The 16,350-nt window shown below is 73.6% G+C and carries 19 protein-coding genes; 11 read left to right on the top strand and 8 right to left on the bottom strand.

The annotated features are described in order from the left end of the window. Positions 1-105: 105 nt before the first annotated feature. Genes ACIA8O_RS30440 through ACIA8O_RS30425 form a run of 4 tightly spaced genes read left to right on the top strand, consistent with a single transcriptional unit; the run spans position 106 to position 3,633 of the window. Positions 106-1,062 carry an ABC transporter ATP-binding protein gene (locus ACIA8O_RS30440; RefSeq protein ID WP_396297175.1) on the top strand — a complete coding sequence of 319 codons (957 nt, stop codon included), beginning with the start codon at positions 106-108 and terminating at the stop codon, positions 1,060-1,062. Next, complete coding sequence (locus ACIA8O_RS30435; RefSeq protein ID WP_396297174.1) at positions 1,059-1,781, top strand: ABC transporter permease; 723 nt, start codon at positions 1,059-1,061, stop codon at positions 1,779-1,781. The genes ACIA8O_RS30440 and ACIA8O_RS30435 overlap by 4 nt, the downstream gene beginning before the upstream one ends. A gap of 8 nt (positions 1,782-1,789) precedes the next feature. Beyond that, positions 1,790-3,031 (top strand): sensor histidine kinase, encoded by a 1,242-nt coding sequence (locus ACIA8O_RS30430; RefSeq protein ID WP_396297173.1) that lies wholly within the window; start codon positions 1,790-1,792, stop codon positions 3,029-3,031. Between the two features lie 29 nt (positions 3,032-3,060). Continuing rightward, positions 3,061-3,633, top strand: a complete 573-nt coding sequence (locus ACIA8O_RS30425) for a DNA-binding response regulator (protein ID WP_396297207.1) — start codon at positions 3,061-3,063, stop codon at positions 3,631-3,633. 7 nt (positions 3,634-3,640) lie between these two features. On the opposite strand, the gene ACIA8O_RS30420 is transcribed toward ACIA8O_RS30425, so the two are convergent. The 3 genes from ACIA8O_RS30420 to ACIA8O_RS30410 are packed head-to-tail and all read right to left on the bottom strand — an operon-like array spanning position 3,641 to position 6,199. Further along, positions 3,641-4,321 carry a hypothetical protein gene (locus tag ACIA8O_RS30420; RefSeq protein ID WP_396297172.1) on the bottom strand — a complete coding sequence of 227 codons (681 nt, stop codon included), beginning with the start codon at positions 4,319-4,321 and terminating at the stop codon, positions 3,641-3,643. A gap of 47 nt (positions 4,322-4,368) precedes the next feature. Further along, entirely contained in the window at positions 4,369-5,238 is an 870-nt protein-coding gene (locus ACIA8O_RS30415; protein ID WP_396297171.1) for a transglutaminase family protein, read from the bottom strand. Between the two features lie 22 nt (positions 5,239-5,260). Continuing rightward, positions 5,261-6,199, bottom strand: a complete 939-nt coding sequence (locus tag ACIA8O_RS30410; protein ID WP_396297170.1) for a GNAT family N-acetyltransferase — start codon at positions 6,197-6,199, stop codon at positions 5,261-5,263. Positions 6,200-6,401: 202 nt separating this feature from the next. On the opposite strand from ACIA8O_RS30410, the gene fdxA reads away from it, so the two are divergent. Beyond that, a complete protein-coding gene (fdxA, locus tag ACIA8O_RS30405) occupies positions 6,402-6,728 on the top strand; it encodes a ferredoxin (RefSeq protein WP_345282199.1) in 327 nt (108 codons plus the stop codon). Between the two features lie 17 nt (positions 6,729-6,745). Next, complete coding sequence (gene dapC / locus ACIA8O_RS30400; RefSeq protein WP_396297169.1) at positions 6,746-7,888, top strand: succinyldiaminopimelate transaminase; 1,143 nt, start codon at positions 6,746-6,748, stop codon at positions 7,886-7,888. Between the two features lie 67 nt (positions 7,889-7,955). Here dapC and ACIA8O_RS30395 read toward each other — a convergent pair whose 3' ends face one another. Beyond that, complete coding sequence (locus tag ACIA8O_RS30395) at positions 7,956-8,702, bottom strand: hypothetical protein (protein ID WP_396297168.1); 747 nt, start codon at positions 8,700-8,702, stop codon at positions 7,956-7,958. Positions 8,703-9,038: 336 nt separating this feature from the next. After that, positions 9,039-9,986, bottom strand: a complete 948-nt coding sequence (locus ACIA8O_RS30390; protein WP_396297167.1) for a hypothetical protein — start codon at positions 9,984-9,986, stop codon at positions 9,039-9,041. A gap of 98 nt (positions 9,987-10,084) precedes the next feature. Between ACIA8O_RS30390 and dapE the strand changes: the two genes are divergently transcribed. Both dapE and ACIA8O_RS30380 read left to right on the top strand, forming a co-directional pair. Then, complete coding sequence (gene dapE, locus ACIA8O_RS30385; protein ID WP_396297166.1) at positions 10,085-11,173, top strand: succinyl-diaminopimelate desuccinylase; 1,089 nt, start codon at positions 10,085-10,087, stop codon at positions 11,171-11,173. A gap of 64 nt (positions 11,174-11,237) precedes the next feature. Continuing rightward, on the top strand, positions 11,238-12,035 hold the full coding sequence (locus tag ACIA8O_RS30380) for a TIGR00730 family Rossman fold protein (protein WP_396297165.1): 798 nt from the start codon (positions 11,238-11,240) through the stop codon (positions 12,033-12,035). A gap of 7 nt (positions 12,036-12,042) precedes the next feature. On the opposite strand, the gene folP is transcribed toward ACIA8O_RS30380, so the two are convergent. Next, positions 12,043-12,855 (bottom strand): dihydropteroate synthase, encoded by an 813-nt coding sequence (gene folP, locus ACIA8O_RS30375; RefSeq protein ID WP_396297206.1) that lies wholly within the window; start codon positions 12,853-12,855, stop codon positions 12,043-12,045. A 166-nt stretch (positions 12,856-13,021) separates the two neighbouring features. Here folP and ACIA8O_RS30370 point away from each other — a divergent pair, with 166 nt between their 5' ends. Continuing rightward, on the top strand, positions 13,022-13,393 hold the full coding sequence (locus tag ACIA8O_RS30370) for a DivIVA domain-containing protein (RefSeq protein WP_396297164.1): 372 nt from the start codon (positions 13,022-13,024) through the stop codon (positions 13,391-13,393). Further along, entirely contained in the window at positions 13,393-13,959 is a 567-nt protein-coding gene (locus ACIA8O_RS30365) for a DNA-3-methyladenine glycosylase I (protein ID WP_396297163.1), read from the top strand. The genes ACIA8O_RS30370 and ACIA8O_RS30365 overlap by 1 nt, the downstream gene beginning before the upstream one ends. 141 nt (positions 13,960-14,100) lie before the next feature. Here ACIA8O_RS30365 and ACIA8O_RS30360 read toward each other — a convergent pair whose 3' ends face one another. Next, the gene (locus ACIA8O_RS30360) at positions 14,101-14,901 is read right to left on the bottom strand and encodes an enoyl-CoA hydratase-related protein (protein ID WP_396297162.1); all 801 of its coding nucleotides are present in this window, start codon (positions 14,899-14,901) and stop codon (positions 14,101-14,103) included. A gap of 292 nt (positions 14,902-15,193) precedes the next feature. On the opposite strand from ACIA8O_RS30360, the gene ACIA8O_RS30355 reads away from it, so the two are divergent. Then, complete coding sequence (locus ACIA8O_RS30355; protein WP_345287293.1) at positions 15,194-15,361, top strand: DUF3117 domain-containing protein; 168 nt, start codon at positions 15,194-15,196, stop codon at positions 15,359-15,361. Between the two features lie 100 nt (positions 15,362-15,461). Here the strand turns inward: ACIA8O_RS30355 and ACIA8O_RS30350 are convergent, their stop codons facing one another. Continuing rightward, positions 15,462-16,127, bottom strand: coding sequence for an O-methyltransferase (locus tag ACIA8O_RS30350; RefSeq protein ID WP_396297205.1), 666 nt, complete (start codon positions 16,125-16,127; stop codon positions 15,462-15,464). Positions 16,128-16,350 lie beyond the last annotated feature (223 nt).

Here is a 16,350-nt window from a genome sequence, read left to right as displayed (position 1 = left end):
GCATGACAGCTGTCATGCGGAACACCCGACGCACCGCACTGCCCGTGCTCCGCCGTTTTCGCGACTCTTGAGGAGTCAGAGGGAACGGGGAGAGAGGGAAGCGCGATGAGCACCGCGACAGAGACGGCCACCGAGGTGGCCGCCTTCCGGCAGGTGAGCAAGAGCTACGGCACCGTCAAGGCGGTGGACGGCCTGGACCTGGTGCTGCGGCCCGGGGAGACGGTGGCCCTGCTGGGGCCGAACGGGGCGGGCAAGTCCAGCAGCCTGGACCTGCTGCTCGGCTTGCGGGAGCCGGACGCCGGCCGCGTCTCGCTGTTCGGCGGCAGCCCCCGGGCGGCCATCGAGACCGGCCGGGTGGGCGCCATGCTGCAGAGCGGCGGCCTGCTGGGCGAGGTGAAGGTCCGCGAGCTGGTGAGGTTCGCCTGCGAGGTGCACCCCCGCGGCCACCGCCCCGAGCAGGTGATGGAGCGGGCCGGGATCACCGAGCTGGCCGAGCGCAAGGTGGACAAGCTCTCCGGCGGCCAGGAGCAGCGGGTCCGGTTCGCCCTGGCGATCGCCGGGGCCAACGACCTGATCGTGCTGGACGAGCCCACCACCGGGATGGACGTGTCGGTCCGTCAGCAGTTCTGGGCCGCCATGCGGGCCGAGGCCGAGGCCGGGCGCACCGTGCTCTTCGCCACCCACTACCTGGAGGAGGCGGACTCCATCGCCGACCGGGTGCTGGTGCTGCACCGGGGCCGGCTGATCGCCGACGGCACCGCCGCCGAGATCAAGGCCAAGGCCGGCGCCCGCCGGATCTCCTGCGAGCTGCACCCCGCGGACGGCCCGGTCGAGGAGGCGGTGCTGCGCGCCCTGCCGGGCACCGTGGGACTGGACCTGACGGTCCGTCCGGACGGCGTCCGGGTGGTCCGGATCCGCACCACCGACGCCGACGCCGGCGTGGCCGCCCTCTACCGGGCCGGCTTCTACCCCCGGGCCCTGGAGGTCACCGGCCTCGGCCTGGAGCAGGCCTTCCTGACCATCACCGGCGAGGCCGACGCCTCCGAGGAGCGTGCGCGATGAACACCCTGATCCAGCTGGAGATCCTGCGCACCCTGCGGAACAAGCGGTACCTGATGTTCACGGTGCTCTACCCGGCCCTGCTCTACGTCTTCTTCATCAACGCCTACGGCACCTCCCCGTTGGCCAACGGCATGCAGGTGAAGACCTACTTCATGGTCTCGATGGCCACCTTCGGCTCCGTCGGCGCGGTGCTCACCGGCAGTGCCCAGCGGATCTCGCTGGAGCGCAAGAGCGGCTGGGTCCGCCAACTGCGGCTCACCGCGCTGCCCGGCCGGGCGTACACCATCGCCAAGATCGCCTCCTGTGCGGTGACCACACTGCCCGCGATCGTGGTGGTCTTCGCGATCGGCGCGGTCGAGGGCGTCTCGCTCTCCGCCCCCCAGTGGGCCGGCCTGGCGCTCGCGCTCTGGGCGGGCAGCTTCGTCTTCGCCGCGCTCGGCGTGGCCCTCGGCTACGCGGCCCAGCCGGACGCGGTGCAGCCGATCGTGATGATCGTCTACATGCTGATGGCGCTGCTCGGCGGCACCTGGTTCCCGGTCGGCGGCTCGCTGGAGTCCTTCGCCCGCTTCAACCCGGTCTACCTCTACAACCAGCTGGCCACCTTCGTGCAGCCGGGCCACGGCTTCGACCTCGGGGCGGCCGCCGGGCTGGCCGGCTTCCTGGTGGTCTTCGTGGCCGCCGCCGCGCACCTCTACCGCAAGGACACCAAGCAGGCATGATGTCGCCCATGCCGAAGCAGCTCCCCGCCACCTCCCGCGCCGGTACCGAACGGACCGGAGGGGGCGGGGAGTTCCGCGTCGTCCCGGGCGCACCGGTGGACAACCTGCGCCAACTGGTCGTCAAGATCTGCTGGATGTCGCTGTGGATGATCTACCTGTACTACCCGGTGGAGGACCTGCTCGGCGACGAGCACACCACCACCGGGAAGGTGCTCGGCTGGTGCGCGCTGGCCGTCTTCCTCACCGCCTACCTGGGCATGGTCGCGGTCCGCTCGCTGGCCCACGACCGCTGGTGGATCGGCCTCCCGGTGGCCGGCACCATGCTGGCGCTCGCGGTGGCCACCTCCTTCGGGCTGGGGGAGGCCTGGCTGACCCTGTTCACGTACACCTCGGTCTGCTTCGGCGCGGTGCTGCCGCCCAGGTACGGCATGTACGGGGTCGGCGCGGTCACCCTGCTGGCGCTGGCGACGGCCCTGCTGGTCCACGCCGAGCACGGCACCCTGGCCGCCATCCTGCTGCCCTGCTTCCTCAGCGGCCTGGCCATGGTCGGGCTCCAGCGGCTGGTCACCACCATGCGTGAACTCCGGGAGGCCCGGGCCACCGTGGCCCACCTCGCGGTCGCCGAGGAGCGCCTGCGGATGGCCCGCGACCTGCACGACCTGCTGGGCCACTCGCTCTCCCTGATCACCATCAAGGCCCAGCTCGGCGGGCGGCTGATGGACGCCGGCCGGGAGGAGGCCGGGCGGGCCCAGTTCACCGAGATCGAGCAGGTCGCCCGGCAGTCGCTGACCGACGTCCGGGAGGCTGTCGGCGGCTACCGCCGCCCCACCCTCCCGGTCGAACTCTCCGCCGCCCGAACCGCCCTGACGGCCGCTCAGATCCGTTTGGAGGCCGACCCGGCGATCGGTGACCCGCGCCCCGGCCTGGACGGCGAGGAGGCCGGCGTGCTGGCCTGGGCCTTGCGCGAGTCGGTCACCAACGTGGTCCGGCACGGCGAGGGCGCCACCCGGTGCACCGTCACCCTGGACGAGAGCTGGGCCGAGGACGGCACCCGCTACGCCGTCCTCACCGTCACCGACAACGGCCGCGGCCCCGGCAAGTCCTCGGCGGGCAACGGCCTCTCGGGCCTGCGGGAGCGGCTGGCCCTGGTCGACGGCAGGCTGGAGACCGGGCCCGGCGAGCGGGGCAGGGGCTACCGGCTGCGGGCCTCGGTGCCGCTGCGGGCGGTGGCCGATAAGGTGCCCGGGTGATCAGGGTGCTGCTGGCCGAGGACCAGGGGATGGTGCGGGAGGCGCTGGCGGCGCTGCTCTCGCTGGAGGGCGACATCGAGGTGGTCGCGCAGGTCTCGCGCGGCGACGAGGTGGTCGCGGCGGTGACGGAGCACCAGGTCGAGGTCGCCGTGCTCGACATCGAGATGCCCGGGATGACCGGGATCGAGGCGGCCGCGGCGGTGCGGAAGGCCGCGCCGGGGGTGCGGATCGTCATCGCCACCACCTTCGGGCGGCCCGGCTACCTGCGCCGGGCGATGGAGGCCGGGGCGGACGCCTTCCTGGTGAAGGACGCCCCCGCCGCCGAACTGGCCGAGGCGGTCCGCCGGGTGCTCCGCGGCGAACGGGTCATCGATCCGGTCCTGGCCGCCGCCGCCCTGGCCGAGGGCGCCAACCCGCTGACCGCCCGTGAGCGCGACGTGCTCGCGGCGGCGGCCGACGGGGCGCTCAACTCCGAGATCGCGGCCCGGCTGCACCTGTCCGAGGGGACGGTGCGCAACTACCTGTCGATGGCGATCCAGAAGACCGCGACCCGCAACCGGGCGGAGGCCGTGCGGCTGGCCCGGGAGAAGGGCTGGCTCTGACGAGGGGTCAGGCGGGGAGGGGCTCGTCGGCGGTGGCCAGGCGGTAGGTGGTGTACAGGACCGCCGTGGTGAGGACCGCGCGGAGGGTACTGAACACGAGGTTGCCGACCATCAGCGCCACGAACCCGTCCGGCCGCTGGTAGCCCGTCGTCGCGGTCACCAGGACCAGTTGGACGACCTGCTCGCTCAGGAAGCCGAGCACCACCACCAGCGCCACCGGCACCACGGTCCGCCAGGAGCGGTGGAGCAGCCGCACCGCGCGCAGCGGGCCGCGCCCGTCGAGCAGGACCACCATCGGCAGCAGCGCGAAGACGTACCGCAGGGCGAGGTCGGCGAGGCTCGCCACGGCCGGCAGGTACCCGGGGACGAGGACGTCGGCGTCGAACCGCAGGTTCAGCAGGCCGGTGATGTCCAGCAGCACCAGCCAGGCCCAGAGCAGCGGGAGCCGCCGGAGGTCCGGAACCGCCCCGTGCCGCGCGTGCAGGACGCGGAGCCCGGCGTACCAGGCGCCGGCGGCCACCAGGGCGCCCAGCAGCAGCACCGCGGTGAAGCTCCCGGCCAGGAACAGGGTGTCCACCAGGACGATCACCACCAGGTGGAGCACCAGCAGCAGCACCCAGCCGCCCGCGGGGATGCTCCGCACGGAACCCCACCAGTCGGGCACGGCCCGCACGTTCGCATCGGTCACGAGGGGACCCTAGGGGGTGCCGGGCCGGGCGGGCCAGGGGATTTCGGTCAGTTGAGGCGGTGGCGGGCGGCGCGGGCCTCGTGGCGGGTGCGGGCGGCGGCCTTGGGGTCGAAGGTGTCGAGGATCTCCGCGTAGGCGTCCATCTCGGCCGCCCCGGAGAGGAAGTCGCCGGTGCGGACCAGGAGTTCGGCGCGTTCCAGGCGGAGCTGGGCGGGGTGGCGGGGGAGCAGCAGGGCGAGCTCGGTGGCCCAGAGCTGGGTACGGGCGTGTTCGGGGCGGTCGGCGGCCCAGCTGCGGATGTTGCCGAGGACCCGGTGGACGGTGTCCAACGGGGCGGCGGGGCTGAGGAGTTCGGGGGAGAAGTGGTGGCCGGCGGCCCGGGTCAGCTGGGCCGCGTCGGGGAGGTCGAGCAGCCGCCCGCCGTGGTACGGGTCGGCCAGCACGTACTCCTCGCCGCCGCCCGGCCCGCCCACCGCGACGATGAAGTGCCCGGGCAGGGCGATGCCGTGGACGGTCAGCCCGGCCCGCCGGGCGACGGCCTGCCAGACCAGCGAGAGCATGATCGGCAGGCCGCGCCGCCGCCGCAGCACGTCCGGCAGCAGCGAGGACTCCAGCCGCCGGTAGTCGGCCGGGCGGCCGTGGAAGCGTTCCCGGCCGCCGAGCACGGCGGCGAGCAGCGCGGCCACCTCGTCCGGGGTGCCGGGGGCGCGCTCGGCGACGGCCAGCCGGACGGCGGCGGCGTGCCGGTCGAGGGCGGCCTGACAGGCCGCCACCAGCTCGTCCAGGGCAGGTGGTTCCGGGGTCTCGGCCGAGGGCGCGAGGATGTGCTCGGCGGCGGCGAGCACGCAGAGCAGCACCGGGTCGGGCTGGTCGGCCCTGGCCTCGGCGCGGAAACGTGCACGGCTCTGTTCGGTCAACAGTCCACACTCTCCGGTGACGCTACCGCCGGGGCAGGCGGGCGTAGTGGTAAGTGTGACTGGTGGTGAAGCCCAGACGGTCGTAGAGGGCGATCGCGCCCGCGTTCTCGGCCTCGACCTGGAGGTAGCCGCCGGTGGCGCCCTCCTCCGCGGCGCGGGCCGCGAGCACCGCCATCACCGTGGTGGCCAGCCCGGAGCGGCGCGCCCCGGGGGCGACCTCCACGGCTCCGAAGCAGGCCCAGGGCCCGTCGATGACGCACCGTCCGATCGCCAGCGGCCCGCTGCCCTCCGGCCCCGGCACGGTGGCGAACCAGACCGAGGGCCCGCCGTGCAGCACCTGGTGGGCGGCCCTCTCCAGCGCGGGGTCGTCGCCGACCCGGCGGTAGCGGGAGAGCCAGGAGGCGTCCGCGGTGCGCGCCAGCCGCACCCGGTCGTGGCCCTGACCGAGCCTCACCAGCCCGGCCAGCGGAGCGGTGCGGACCAGGGTGGGTGCCAGCTCGGCCCCGCTGCGGGCCAGCTCATCGGCCAGCCCGTCGGGCGAGCCGGGCACCGAGACCTCGACGTACGCGGGCAGTCCGCGCGCCGCGTACCAGCGGTCCACGGCCGCCAGCGCCTCCGGCAGCGGCAGGCCGGGGTCGCCGAGCGCCTGCACCGAGTTGGCCCGCCGGGTGAAGCCGGAGGAGGCCCGCAGGGTCCACTCGCCCAGCGGCTCCTGCTCGACCGCGGGCCAGCCCCGGGCGGCGGTCCGCTGCAGCTCCACGGGGGAACTGACGGGCAGTGGGCTCCGGCGGGCCGGGAAGAGCGGCACCGGCTTCCCGGCCACCAGCAGCTGCTGGGGGATCGTCACCGCACCGCCGTCGCGCGGTACCACGGTGATCCCCTCACTGTCCCAGGAAGTGAGCACGCCGATCACATCGCGGAACACCGGCCGGTCGTCCACGACCTCCGAAAGACGGCGCACGGAGACGCGTCGTCCCACGTCAGAGCCGTCCAGGCGGACTTCGGGACGGCCTCCGGCGGTGGCTCCACCCGTCATCAATGGCACCTCCTGTGCATTTGCTGTCTCTGACCCGCGATACTAGGGGCGGGCATCGACGACGCCGCGCTCACCCGCGCACAAGCCAATAGTTTGGGCAACTGCCCAACCGAGGAGGAACGACAGCGTGACTTACGTCATCGCGCAGCCTTGTGTCGACGTCAAGGACAAGGCGTGCATCGAAGAGTGCCCGGTTGACTGCATCTACGAGGGCAAGCGCTCGCTCTACATCCACCCGGATGAGTGCGTCGACTGTGGCGCCTGCGAGCCGGTCTGCCCGGTCGAGGCGATCTTCTACGAGGACGACACCCCGGAGGAGTGGAAGGACTACTACAAGGCGAACGTCGAGTTCTTCGACGACCTCGGTTCGCCCGGTGGTGCCTCGAAGCTGGGTGTCATCGACTCGGACCACCCGTTCATCGCGGCCCTCCCGCCGCAGAACGCCGACCACTGATCGGTGGCCGACCAGCTGTGAGCAACGACAGCACGCACGCGCCGCTCCCGGGCCACCCGGGGGCGGCGCGCCGCGTCTCCGACCTGCTGCCCGTCTTCCCCTGGGACAAGCTGGAGCCGTACAAGCGGACGGCCCTGGCGCACCCGGACGGGCTCTGCGACTTCTCCGTGGGCACCCCCGTCGACCCGGTGCCCGAGCTGATCCAGAAGGCGCTGGCCGCCCACACCGACACCCCCGGCTACCCGACCGTCTGGGGCCCGGTGGAGCTGCGCGAGACCATCGCCGGCTGGCTGCGCCGCCGCCTCGGGGCCGAGATCGGCCCGGAGGCGATCCTGCCGACCGTCGGCTCCAAGGAGCTGGTGGCCTGGCTGCCGACCCAGCTGGGCCTCGGCCCGGGCGACCAGGTCGCCTACCCCAAGCTGGCGTACCCGACCTACGAGGTGGGCGCCCGGCTCTGCGGCGCCGAGCCGGTCGAGTACGGCGAGCTGGACGAGCTCGACCCCTCCCGGGTCCGGCTGCTCTGGCTCAACTCGCCCTCCAACCCGACCGGCCGGGTGCTGACGGCCGATCAGCTCCGGGCCGCGGTGGCCTGGGCCCGGGAGCACCGGGTGCTGCTGGTCAGCGACGAGTGCTACCTGGAGCTGGGCTGGGAGGCCGAGCCGGTCTCGGTGCTGGACCAGGCGGTCTGCGGCGGGGACCACGAGGGCCTGCTCGTGGTGCACTCGCTCTCCAAGCGCTCCAACCTGGCCGGGTACCGGGCCTCCTTCGTGGCCGGTGACCCGGTGGTGGTCAAGGAGCTGCTGGAGGTCCGCAAGCACGGCGGCATGATCGTGCCCGCCCCGGTGCAGGCGGCCACCGCCGCCGCGCTGGCCGACGACGCCCACGTCGAGGAGCAGCGGGGCCGGTACGCGGCCCGGCGTTCGGCGCTGCGGGCGGCGCTGGAGGGGTACGGCTTCCGGATCGAGCACTCCGAGGCCAGCCTCTACCTCTGGGCGACCCAGGGGCGGCCGTGCTGGGAGACGGTGGCCGAACTGGCGGAGCTGGGCATCCTGGTGGCGCCCGGTGACTTCTACGGGCCGGCCGGGGCCGAGTTCGTCCGGGTCGCGTTCACCGCGACCGACGAGCGGGTGGCCTCGGCGGTGGAGCGCCTCAAGCGCTGAGCCGGCGGTACGGGAAGGGGCGCGCACTCCACGGAGTGCGCGCCCCTTCCGGCGTCCTGGCGGAGCGTCAGCCGCCGAGCAGCGGCAGGCCGCCGCCGAGCAGGCCGCCCACCGGGCCGAGCGCGCCGGTGGCACCGCCCAGGTCCGGGGCGCCGCCGAGCCGGTTGGAGTGGTCGGTCGGGTCCTGGGTGTCCACCGGGAGCTTGCCGGTGTCCGGCACCAGGTGGCCCAGGCCGCCGGGGAGGTGCTGGGTGACCTGGCCGAGGTCCGGCACGCCGCCGGTCGGCAGCGCGCTGGCGGCGGTGCCGGTCAGCGAGCCCGAGGCGAGGTCGCTCAGCGGGAGGCCGGTACCCGGCAGCGAGCGGTTGGCGGCGGCGGGGGAGCCGGGCAGGTGCGGCACCTTGTCGGTGACGGCGGGGGCCAGGCGGTCGACCAGCATCGGGGTGGCCTTGCCGGCCACGGCGGCCAGGGTGCCGGCCGTCTCGGTGGTCTTGGCGGCCGGGCCGGCCACCTTGCCGAGCGCCTGGTCGGCGTCGGGCAGCGCGCCCGCGACGGCCTTGCCGGCCACGTCGGCGGAGGCCGGCACGCCGGTCTGCACGGTGGCGGCGGTGGTGTCGGCGGCGGCCACGCCGGCGTCGTGGGTGGCGCCCTGGAGGGTGTTGTTCGGGTTGTCGAGCTGGCTCAGGCCGGCCCCCAGGTCGGTCTTCGGCAGCAGGTCGGCGGCGGACGCCGCGCCGGCGGCGGCCAGCGGGGTCGCGGCGGCGGCGACGAGGAGCGCGGCCTGGGCGATCCGGCGCGTGAGGGGACGAGACATGGTGCTCCTGCTCTGAGAGGTGGTCCCCCGGCATGGGTCGGGTGTTCGGGGCGCCAGGGGTCGTCCGTCGGGCGGACGACGTTATTACCGCTGCAGGGCCGAGAAGGTTTCGCCGGGCCAAGGTCAAGGGTTGGCAAAGATCGGACGATCCTCTTTCCGGCATTCAGGACATTTCGCCCCGGCCCGCGGGGAGGTGACGAAACGTCACGGCGCCCCTCCCGCAAGGGAAGGGGCGCCGTGGCCCACCGTCCGTCCGGAGGTGCTCCGGTGCGGCCCGCACCGTCCACCGGGGTTGACGCGAATCACCCGGTCGGCCGGTACTGGCTCACCAGTGCGTCAATCCCCGGCCTTGGTGCCCAGGGTGACCAGCACCTTCTCGGCCCCGGCCGCCTCGCCGCCGGCCGCCTGCCAGCCCTCGGTGGGCCGGTCCACCCGCCAGACCTTCCCGTCGAAGGCGACCTGGCCGATCCCGAGGTCGGCCGCCTGCGACACCGCCCACTGGGCCAGCGCCCAGCCGGTCTGCCGCTGCGTCGGCCCGGACTGCGGGGAGAGCGCCAGCACCGTGCGCGGGTCCTTGGCGGCCGGGGCCGCAGGAGTGGTGGTGACCAGCTTCCCGAACTCCCGCCGGGCCCGGTCGGCCGGGCCGGGCAGCGGCTTGCCGTCGTCGCCGAGCGAGGCCGCGGCGGCGGTCTTCGCCGGATCGTGCACCACGCAGCTGAGCGCGGCCGCCTCGCGGCCGGTGAGCACCGAGGCCAGCAGCGTCGCGTTGGTCTCGTGCTTGGCGTACGCCTGCGGGAAGCCGCTGCGCTGCACCTCCTGGGCCGCGTCGGTGAGCGGCATCCGGGCGTAGCCGTTCACCTTCACCAGGCCGTCCAGGAACTTGTTGGTGGCGTACACCGGGTCCTTGATCTGCTGCACGGTGCCCCAGCCCTGGGACGGCCGCTGCTGGAACAGCCCGACCGAGTCGCGGTCCCCGCCGTCCAGGTTGTAGAGCTTCGACTCCTGCATCGCGGTGGCCAGCGCGATGGTGACGGCCCGTTCGGGCAGCCCGCGGGAGAGCGCCACCGCGGAGATGGTGGCCGCGTTGGCCGCCTGCGCCAGTTCCAGCTGCCCCTGGCCGGAGGCGGTGGCCACCTTGCAGCCCTCCTGCGGCGGGATCAGGGTGTCCTTGTTGAGGTAGACCACGGCGCCGCCCACGATCGCGAGCACGGTCAGCCCGATCAGCACCCGGCGCACCGGCCGCCGCCGACGGCCCGCCGTCTCCTCGGTCGTAGTCTCCGCCACAGGTCCCGTCCTCTCCTCGCCGATCCGCCCGGACACCGTACCCACTCGGACGGCTGTGCGGTGCCCGCGGTTGCGCGGCCCCCACTACGCTGACGGGCATGACCAGCTCCGACGCCACCGCGCCCCAGCAGCTCGACCTCACCCTCGACGGCGGAGCGCTCACCGCGCAGCTGGTCGACTTCCCGTCCGTGAGCCGCTCCGAGGGGCCGCTGGCGGACGCGGTCGAGACCGCCCTGCGGGCCCTGCCGCACCTGCGGGTGGACCGGTACGGCAACAACGTGGTGGCCCGCACCCAGCTGGGCCGGGCCGAGCGGGTGGTGCTGGCCGGGCACCTGGACACCGTGCCGATCGCCGACAACGTGCCCTCCCGGGTCGAGGGCGACCTGCTCTACGGCTGCGGCACCTCGGACATGAAGTCCGGCGTGGCCGTCCAGCTGAAGCTGGCCGCCACCCTGACCGAGCCCAACCGCGACCTCACCTTCGTGTTCTACGACTGCGAGGAGATCGAGGCCGCGCACAACGGCCTCGGGCACCTGGCGGAGCGTCACCCGGACTGGCTGGCGGCCGACTTCGCGGTGCTGATGGAGCCCAGCGGCGCCATGGTCGAGGGCGGCTGCCAGGGCACCCTGCGGGCGGACGTGAAGCTCACCGGCACCCGCGCCCACGCGGCCCGCAGCTGGCTGGGCGACAACGCCATCCACAAGGCCGCCGAGGTGCTCCGCAGGCTGGACGAGTACCGGGCGCGCCGGGTGGAGATCGACGGCCTGGAGTACCGCGAGGGCCTCAACTGCACCCGGATCAGCGGCGGCGTGGCCGGCAACGTCATCCCGGACGAGTGCCTGGTGCACGTGAACTTCCGCTACGCGCCGGACCGTTCGGAGGCCGAGGCGGCCGCGCACGTGCGCGAGGTGTTCGCCGGCTACGACGTCGAGGTCACCGACACCGCCCCCGGCGCGCTGCCCGGCCTGGACCAGCCCGCCGCCCGGGCCTTCCTGGAGGCGGTCGGCGGCCAGGCCCGCGCCAAGTTCGGCTGGACCGACGTGGCCCGGTTCTCCGCGCTGGGCGTCCCGGCCGTCAACTACGGCCCGGGGGACCCGAACCAGGCCCACAAGCGGGACGAGCACTGCTCGCTGAGCGCCATCGCCGAGGTGGAGGAGCGGCTGCGGGTCTGGCTCACGGCCAACTGACCGTCACCGGGCGTACCGCCCGTTTTTCCCCGACATCGGGGATCAACGGGCGTACTGTTCCGTCATGACAGGCACAGGAGACGAGAACACCACGTACGGATCCGACGAGCACACCGAGAAGAAGAGCGTGCCGGAGAAGCGCAAGGGCCCGGTGCTGCTCCGCCGGGACCAGGTCGGCACCGGCACCACCGACCAGCGCCTGCTGGACACCACCGGCCCGACCGACTGGCTGCACACCGACCCGTGGCGGGTCTGGCGGATCACCTCCGAGTTCGTCGAGGGCTTCGGCGCCCTGGCCGAACTCCCGGCCGCGATCAGCGTCTTCGGCTCCGCCCGGACCCCGGTCGACTCGCCCGAGTACGCCGCCGGGGTGGCCATCGGCCGGGCCCTGGCGGAGGCCGGCTACGCGGTCATCACCGGCGGCGGGCCCGGCGCCATGGAGGCGGCCAACCGCGGCGCCTCGGAGGCCGGCGGCCTCTCGGTCGGGCTCGGCATCGAGCTCCCCTTCGAGCAGGGGCTGAACGAGTTCGTCGACCTCGGGCTGAACTTCCGCTACTTCTTCGTCCGCAAGACGATGTTCGTGAAGTACGCGCAGGGCTTCGTGGTGCTGCCGGGCGGGCTCGGCACCCTGGACGAGCTGTTCGAGGCGCTCACCCTGGTGCAGACCAAGAAGGTCACCCGCTTCCCCGTGGTCCTCTTCGGCTCGGCCTACTGGGGCGGCCTGGTGGACTGGCTGCGGGACACCCTGATCGCCCAGGGCAAGGCCAACCCGAGGGACCTGGAGCTCTTCCACGTCACCGACGAGATCGACGACGTGCTGAAGATCCTGGAGGAGAGCCGCCGCCCGGCGGAGGAGGTCTGACGCCTCCTCACGCCAGCCCCCGGCGGGCCACCGCCGGGGGCCGGGTGCCGCGGATCGAGGCCACCATGTCGAGCACCTGGAGGGTCTCGGCGACCTGGTGCACCCGGTAGACCTGCGCCCCCAGCCAGGCCGAGACCGCCGTGGTGGCCAGGGTGCCGAGCAGCCGCTCGTCCACCGGCTTGTCCAGGGTCTCGCCGACGAAGTCCTTGTTGGAGAGCGAGACCAGCACCGGGAAGCCGGTCGCGGTCATCTCCGGCAGGCGGCGGGTGGCCTCCAGCGAGTGCCGGGTGTTCTTGCCGAAGTCGTGGCCCGGGTCGATGATCACCGCGTCCCGCCGCACCCCGAGCCCCACCGCCCGTTCGGCCAGGCCGACCGTGACGTCCAGGATGTCGGCCATCACGTCCGCGTACCCGACCCGGTGCGGCCGGGTGCGCGGCTCGGCCCCGCCCGCATGGGTGCAGACCAGCCCGACGTCGTACCGGGCGGCCACCTCGGCCAGCTGCGGGTCCACCCCGCCCCAGGCGTCGTTCAACAGGTCGGCGCCGGCCTCGCAGACCGCCTCGCCGACCTCGTGCCGCCAGGTGTCCACACTGATCACGACCCCGGGGTGACGCTTCCTCAGCTCCGCCACGAAGGGCACCGTGCGGCGCAGCTCCTCCTCGACGGTGACCTCCTCGCCCGGCCCCGCCTTCACCCCGCCGATGTCCAGGATCGCCGCGCCCTCGGCCACCGCCCGGTCGGCGGCGGCGAAGGCGGCCTCGTCCGCGAAGGTCGCGCCCCTGTCGAAGAAGGAGTCGGGGGTGCGGTTGACGATCGCCATGACGACGAGTTCCTCGGCGCCGAATTCGCGCGGGCCCAGACGCAGTGCCACCGGTGTCTCCTCCACGGCTCGCCCGGGTGCAATGATGGGCCCCGGTCTGTTCGGGGACCATGATCCCATCTCTCTCGTCTCGTGCCGGGCCCACCGGAGTACTGGAGGACAGCTCGTGTTCTGGTTGGTCGTGGTGGCGATGGCCGTGGTGATCGGCGGGACGGCCCTGGTGGCCCTCGGCGGGGGCGGCACCCTGCCCGAGGCGGAGCACGACCGGATCGCCGCCCGGCTCCCGCAGGACCGGCCGCTGAGCCGCACCGACGTGGACGAGATCCGCCTGCCGATGGCCGTCCGCGGCTACCGGATGGACGAGGTGGACGACGTGCTGGACCGGCTCGGCGCCGAGCTCGCCCTCCGGGACACCCGGATCGCCGAGCTGGAGGCCGCCGCGGTCCCGGCCGGCGCCGGTTCCGCCGCCGCCGCGGAGGCCGCTTCCACGGTGACCACCGCCGTCGAGCTGACCAAGGGCCGGGACGGGGACGCCTGATGACCGGCGGCGCGGTGCTCGGCGCGGACGGCCTGAAGCGCTGCGGCTGGGGCGACTCGGCCGACGACTACCGGGTCTACCACGACACCGAGTGGGGCCGGCCGGTGCACGGCGACGACGCGCTGTTCGAGCGGGTGGCGCTGGAGGCCTTCCAGTCCGGGCTGTCCTGGATCACCATCCTGCGCCGCCGGGAGGGCTTCCGGGCGGCCTTCTCGGGCTTCGCGATCGAGCGGGTGGCGGAGTTCGGCGCGGAGGACGTGGAGCGGCTGCTCCAGGACACCGGCATCATCCGCAACCGGGCCAAGATCGAGGCCACCATCGCCAACGCCAGGGTGGCCCGCGAACTCGACGGCGGCCTGGACGCCCTGATCTGGCGTCACGCCCCCGAACCCGGCCCGGCCCCGCACGCCCTCTCCGACGTGCCGGCCGTCACCCCGGCCTCCACCGCGCTGGCCAAGGAGCTCAAGAAGCAGGGCTTCCGCTTCGTCGGCCCCACCACCGCCTACGCCCTGATGCAGGCCTGCGGCCTGGTCAACGACCACCTGGCCGACTGCCACGCCCGGTAGCCCCGCAAGGGGCTTCGGGGCGCGGGGAACTGCGCGCAGGGGAACGGCAGCACGTGCAACTGGCTGACGTGCCCTCAGTTGCAGGTGAGCCGCCTTCCGACTCGCGCAGTTCCTCGCGCCCTGGTGGCGCAGCCGTGTGCGTCAGCGGCCGAGGTACTCGGGCTGCTCCTTGGCGAGGAAGGCGGCCACCGCGATCCGGTGGTCCTGGCTCTCGCCGGCCAGGGTCTGGAGCTCGTCCTCCTTGTCCAGCAGTTCGCTCAGCGAGTGGGTCGCGCCGTAGGCCAGCGCGGTCTTGATGGCGCCCAGCGCCACCGTCGGCCCCTTGGCCAGACGCTGGGCGAACTCCCGTGCGGTGGCGGCGAGTTCCTCGGCCGGCACCACCTTGGTGGCCAGGCCGAGCTCGGCCGCCTCGGCCGCCTTCACGGTGCGCGGGAACATCAGCAGCTCGGTCGCCCGGGCGTGCCCGACCAGCCGCGGCAGGGTCCAGGAGGCCCCGGAGTCGGCGGTCAGCGCGACGCCCGCGAAGGAGGTGTTGAAGCCGGCCGTGTCGGCCACGATCCGGAAGTCGCAGGCGAAGGCCAGCGAGGCGCCCGCCCCGGCCGCCACGCCGCCGACCGCCGCGACCGTCGGCTTGTTCATCCCGGCCAGCGCCCGCACCAGCGGGTTGTAGTGCTCGGCGACGGTGCGCAGGGCCGGGGCCCCGCCCTCGTCGGCCGCCTGCAGCAGGCCGAGGTGCTCCTTGAGGTCCTGGCCGACGCAGAAGGCCTTCCCGCCCGCTCCGGTGAGCAGCACCGCCCGGACGGCCGAGTCCTCGGCGGCGGCGGTCACGGTGTCCCGCAGGGCCACCTTGGTGGCCGTGTCCAGGGCGTTCATCGCCTCGGGGCGGTTGATGGTGATGACGGCGAGGCCGCCGTCGATTTCGTACAGCACGGAGTCCGACATGGACCGCAGCTCCCGGTGTCTGAGGGTGGGACGGTGCCAGGATGCCCGACTGTCAGTGGCATGAGGGAGTGTGAGCTCGGGCACCTTTTCGCGGCGCCGCACACCTCGTGCCACCGGGGGTTCCGGCCGTCCACCGGGCACCTCGCAGGGGTGCGGCGGGTGGCGCGGAGAGAGTGACGTTGGTCATCCGGGCTCCGGATGCGGGATAATGGCTTCCGATCAATGCGTTCGATACCGGCGGTGGACGGACTGCCGGGACGTAGTTGAGCGGTTTGCAGGAAGGGGAACGAGCATGGCGGCCATGAAGCCGCGGACGGGTGACGGCCCGCTCGAGGTCACCAAAGAGGGGCGGGGCATCATCATGCGCGTTCCGCTCGAAGGCGGCGGACGCCTGGTGGTGGAGCTCACGCCGGACGAGGCGAGCGCCCTCGGTGAGGCTCTGAAGAACGTCACCGGCTGACACAGCGGGTGCTGCCGCGTTCTCCTCGGAGACCGCAGACCTGAGCCCGGTTCCGGACCTCCGGAACCGGGCTTCGCGTTGTCCCCGTGCTGACGGTCCCTCAGCGCTTGACGGCGCAGAGCAGCCCGTCGCTGACCGGCAGCAGCGCGGGCAGCAGCAGCTCGCTCTCCCGGACGTCCCGGACCAGTTCGCGCACCGAGTGGGTGGCGGGGTCGTCGAGGTCGGGCTCGGCCAGCCGGCCCTGCTGGAACACGCCCTCGAAGCAGACCATCCCGCCCGGCCGGAGCAGGCGCAACGATTCTGCAAGGTACGCCCGGGACTCGGCCGGGTCCCCGTCGCAGAACACCAGGTCGTACTGGCCGTCCGCGAGCCTCGGCAGCACGTCCAGCGCCCGGCCCGGGATGAACCGGGCCCGGTTGGCCGCGAAGCCCGCCGCCTGGTACGCCTCGCGGGCGTACTGCTGGAGCACCGGCTCCAGGTCGACGGTGGTGAGCACGCCGTCCGGCCGCATCCCGCGCAGCAGGTAGACCCCGGACACGCCGGTGCCGGTGCCGATCTCGGCCACCGCCTTGGCGTCCAGCGCCGCCGCCAGCAGCCGCAGCGCGGCCCCGCCGCTCGGCCCGATCGCCTGCACCCCGATCCGGGCGGAGTGCGCCCGGGCGTAGGTCAGCACCGCGTCCTCGCCGACGTAGCTGTCGGCGAGTGCCGCTCGCGCGGGCCCGAACTCGGTGATGGCTGCCTCTTCCGGAGCGCCGGATGTCGATATTTCCAGCCACAGGTTACTGGCCGCGCGGGAACCGCGTTCGAAGACGGGCCGTTGTACCGGGAGACGGCCGGTGATCGGCGCACGGAGCACCGTGGGTGCAGCCGGAATCGGTGCTTTATCCGGATCTGACGGGTGAGGTGGATATGGTGGTGGCCCTGCTGGGCAGAAGAGCCGACCGAGGAGGTGTGGCCGAGGGCGACGCCCCGATGCCGTGGCACTCCTA

Origin of the sequence: Kitasatospora sp. NPDC051853, assembly GCF_044452665.1 — a bacterium.
Lineage (GTDB): Bacteria > Actinomycetota > Actinomycetes > Streptomycetales > Streptomycetaceae > Kitasatospora.
This window is presented reverse-complemented; position numbering and strand designations above follow the sequence as displayed.

What these genes read in the sequence shown, in the direction of transcription:
- ACIA8O_RS30440 (WP_396297175.1), top strand. Translation starts at nt 106, where the DNA reads ATGAGCACCGCGACAGAGACGGCCACCGAGGTGGCCGCCTTCCGGCAG.
- ACIA8O_RS30435 (WP_396297174.1), top strand. Translation starts at nt 1,059, where the DNA reads ATGAACACCCTGATCCAGCTGGAGATCCTGCGCACCCTGCGGAACAAG.
- ACIA8O_RS30430 (WP_396297173.1), top strand. Translation starts at nt 1,790, where the DNA reads ATGCCGAAGCAGCTCCCCGCCACCTCCCGCGCCGGTACCGAACGGACC.
- ACIA8O_RS30425 (WP_396297207.1), top strand. Translation starts at nt 3,061, where the DNA reads ATGGTGCGGGAGGCGCTGGCGGCGCTGCTCTCGCTGGAGGGCGACATC.
- ACIA8O_RS30395 (WP_396297168.1), bottom strand. Translation starts at nt 8,702, where the DNA reads ATGTCTCGTCCCCTCACGCGCCGGATCGCCCAGGCCGCGCTCCTCGTC.
- dapE (WP_396297166.1), top strand. Translation starts at nt 10,085, where the DNA reads ATGACCAGCTCCGACGCCACCGCGCCCCAGCAGCTCGACCTCACCCTC.
- ACIA8O_RS30380 (WP_396297165.1), top strand. Translation starts at nt 11,238, where the DNA reads ATGACAGGCACAGGAGACGAGAACACCACGTACGGATCCGACGAGCAC.
- folP (WP_396297206.1), bottom strand. Translation starts at nt 12,855, where the DNA reads ATGGCGATCGTCAACCGCACCCCCGACTCCTTCTTCGACAGGGGCGCG.
- ACIA8O_RS30365 (WP_396297163.1), top strand. Translation starts at nt 13,393, where the DNA reads ATGACCGGCGGCGCGGTGCTCGGCGCGGACGGCCTGAAGCGCTGCGGC.
- ACIA8O_RS30360 (WP_396297162.1), bottom strand. Translation starts at nt 14,901, where the DNA reads ATGTCGGACTCCGTGCTGTACGAAATCGACGGCGGCCTCGCCGTCATC.
- ACIA8O_RS30355 (WP_345287293.1), top strand. Translation starts at nt 15,194, where the DNA reads ATGGCGGCCATGAAGCCGCGGACGGGTGACGGCCCGCTCGAGGTCACC.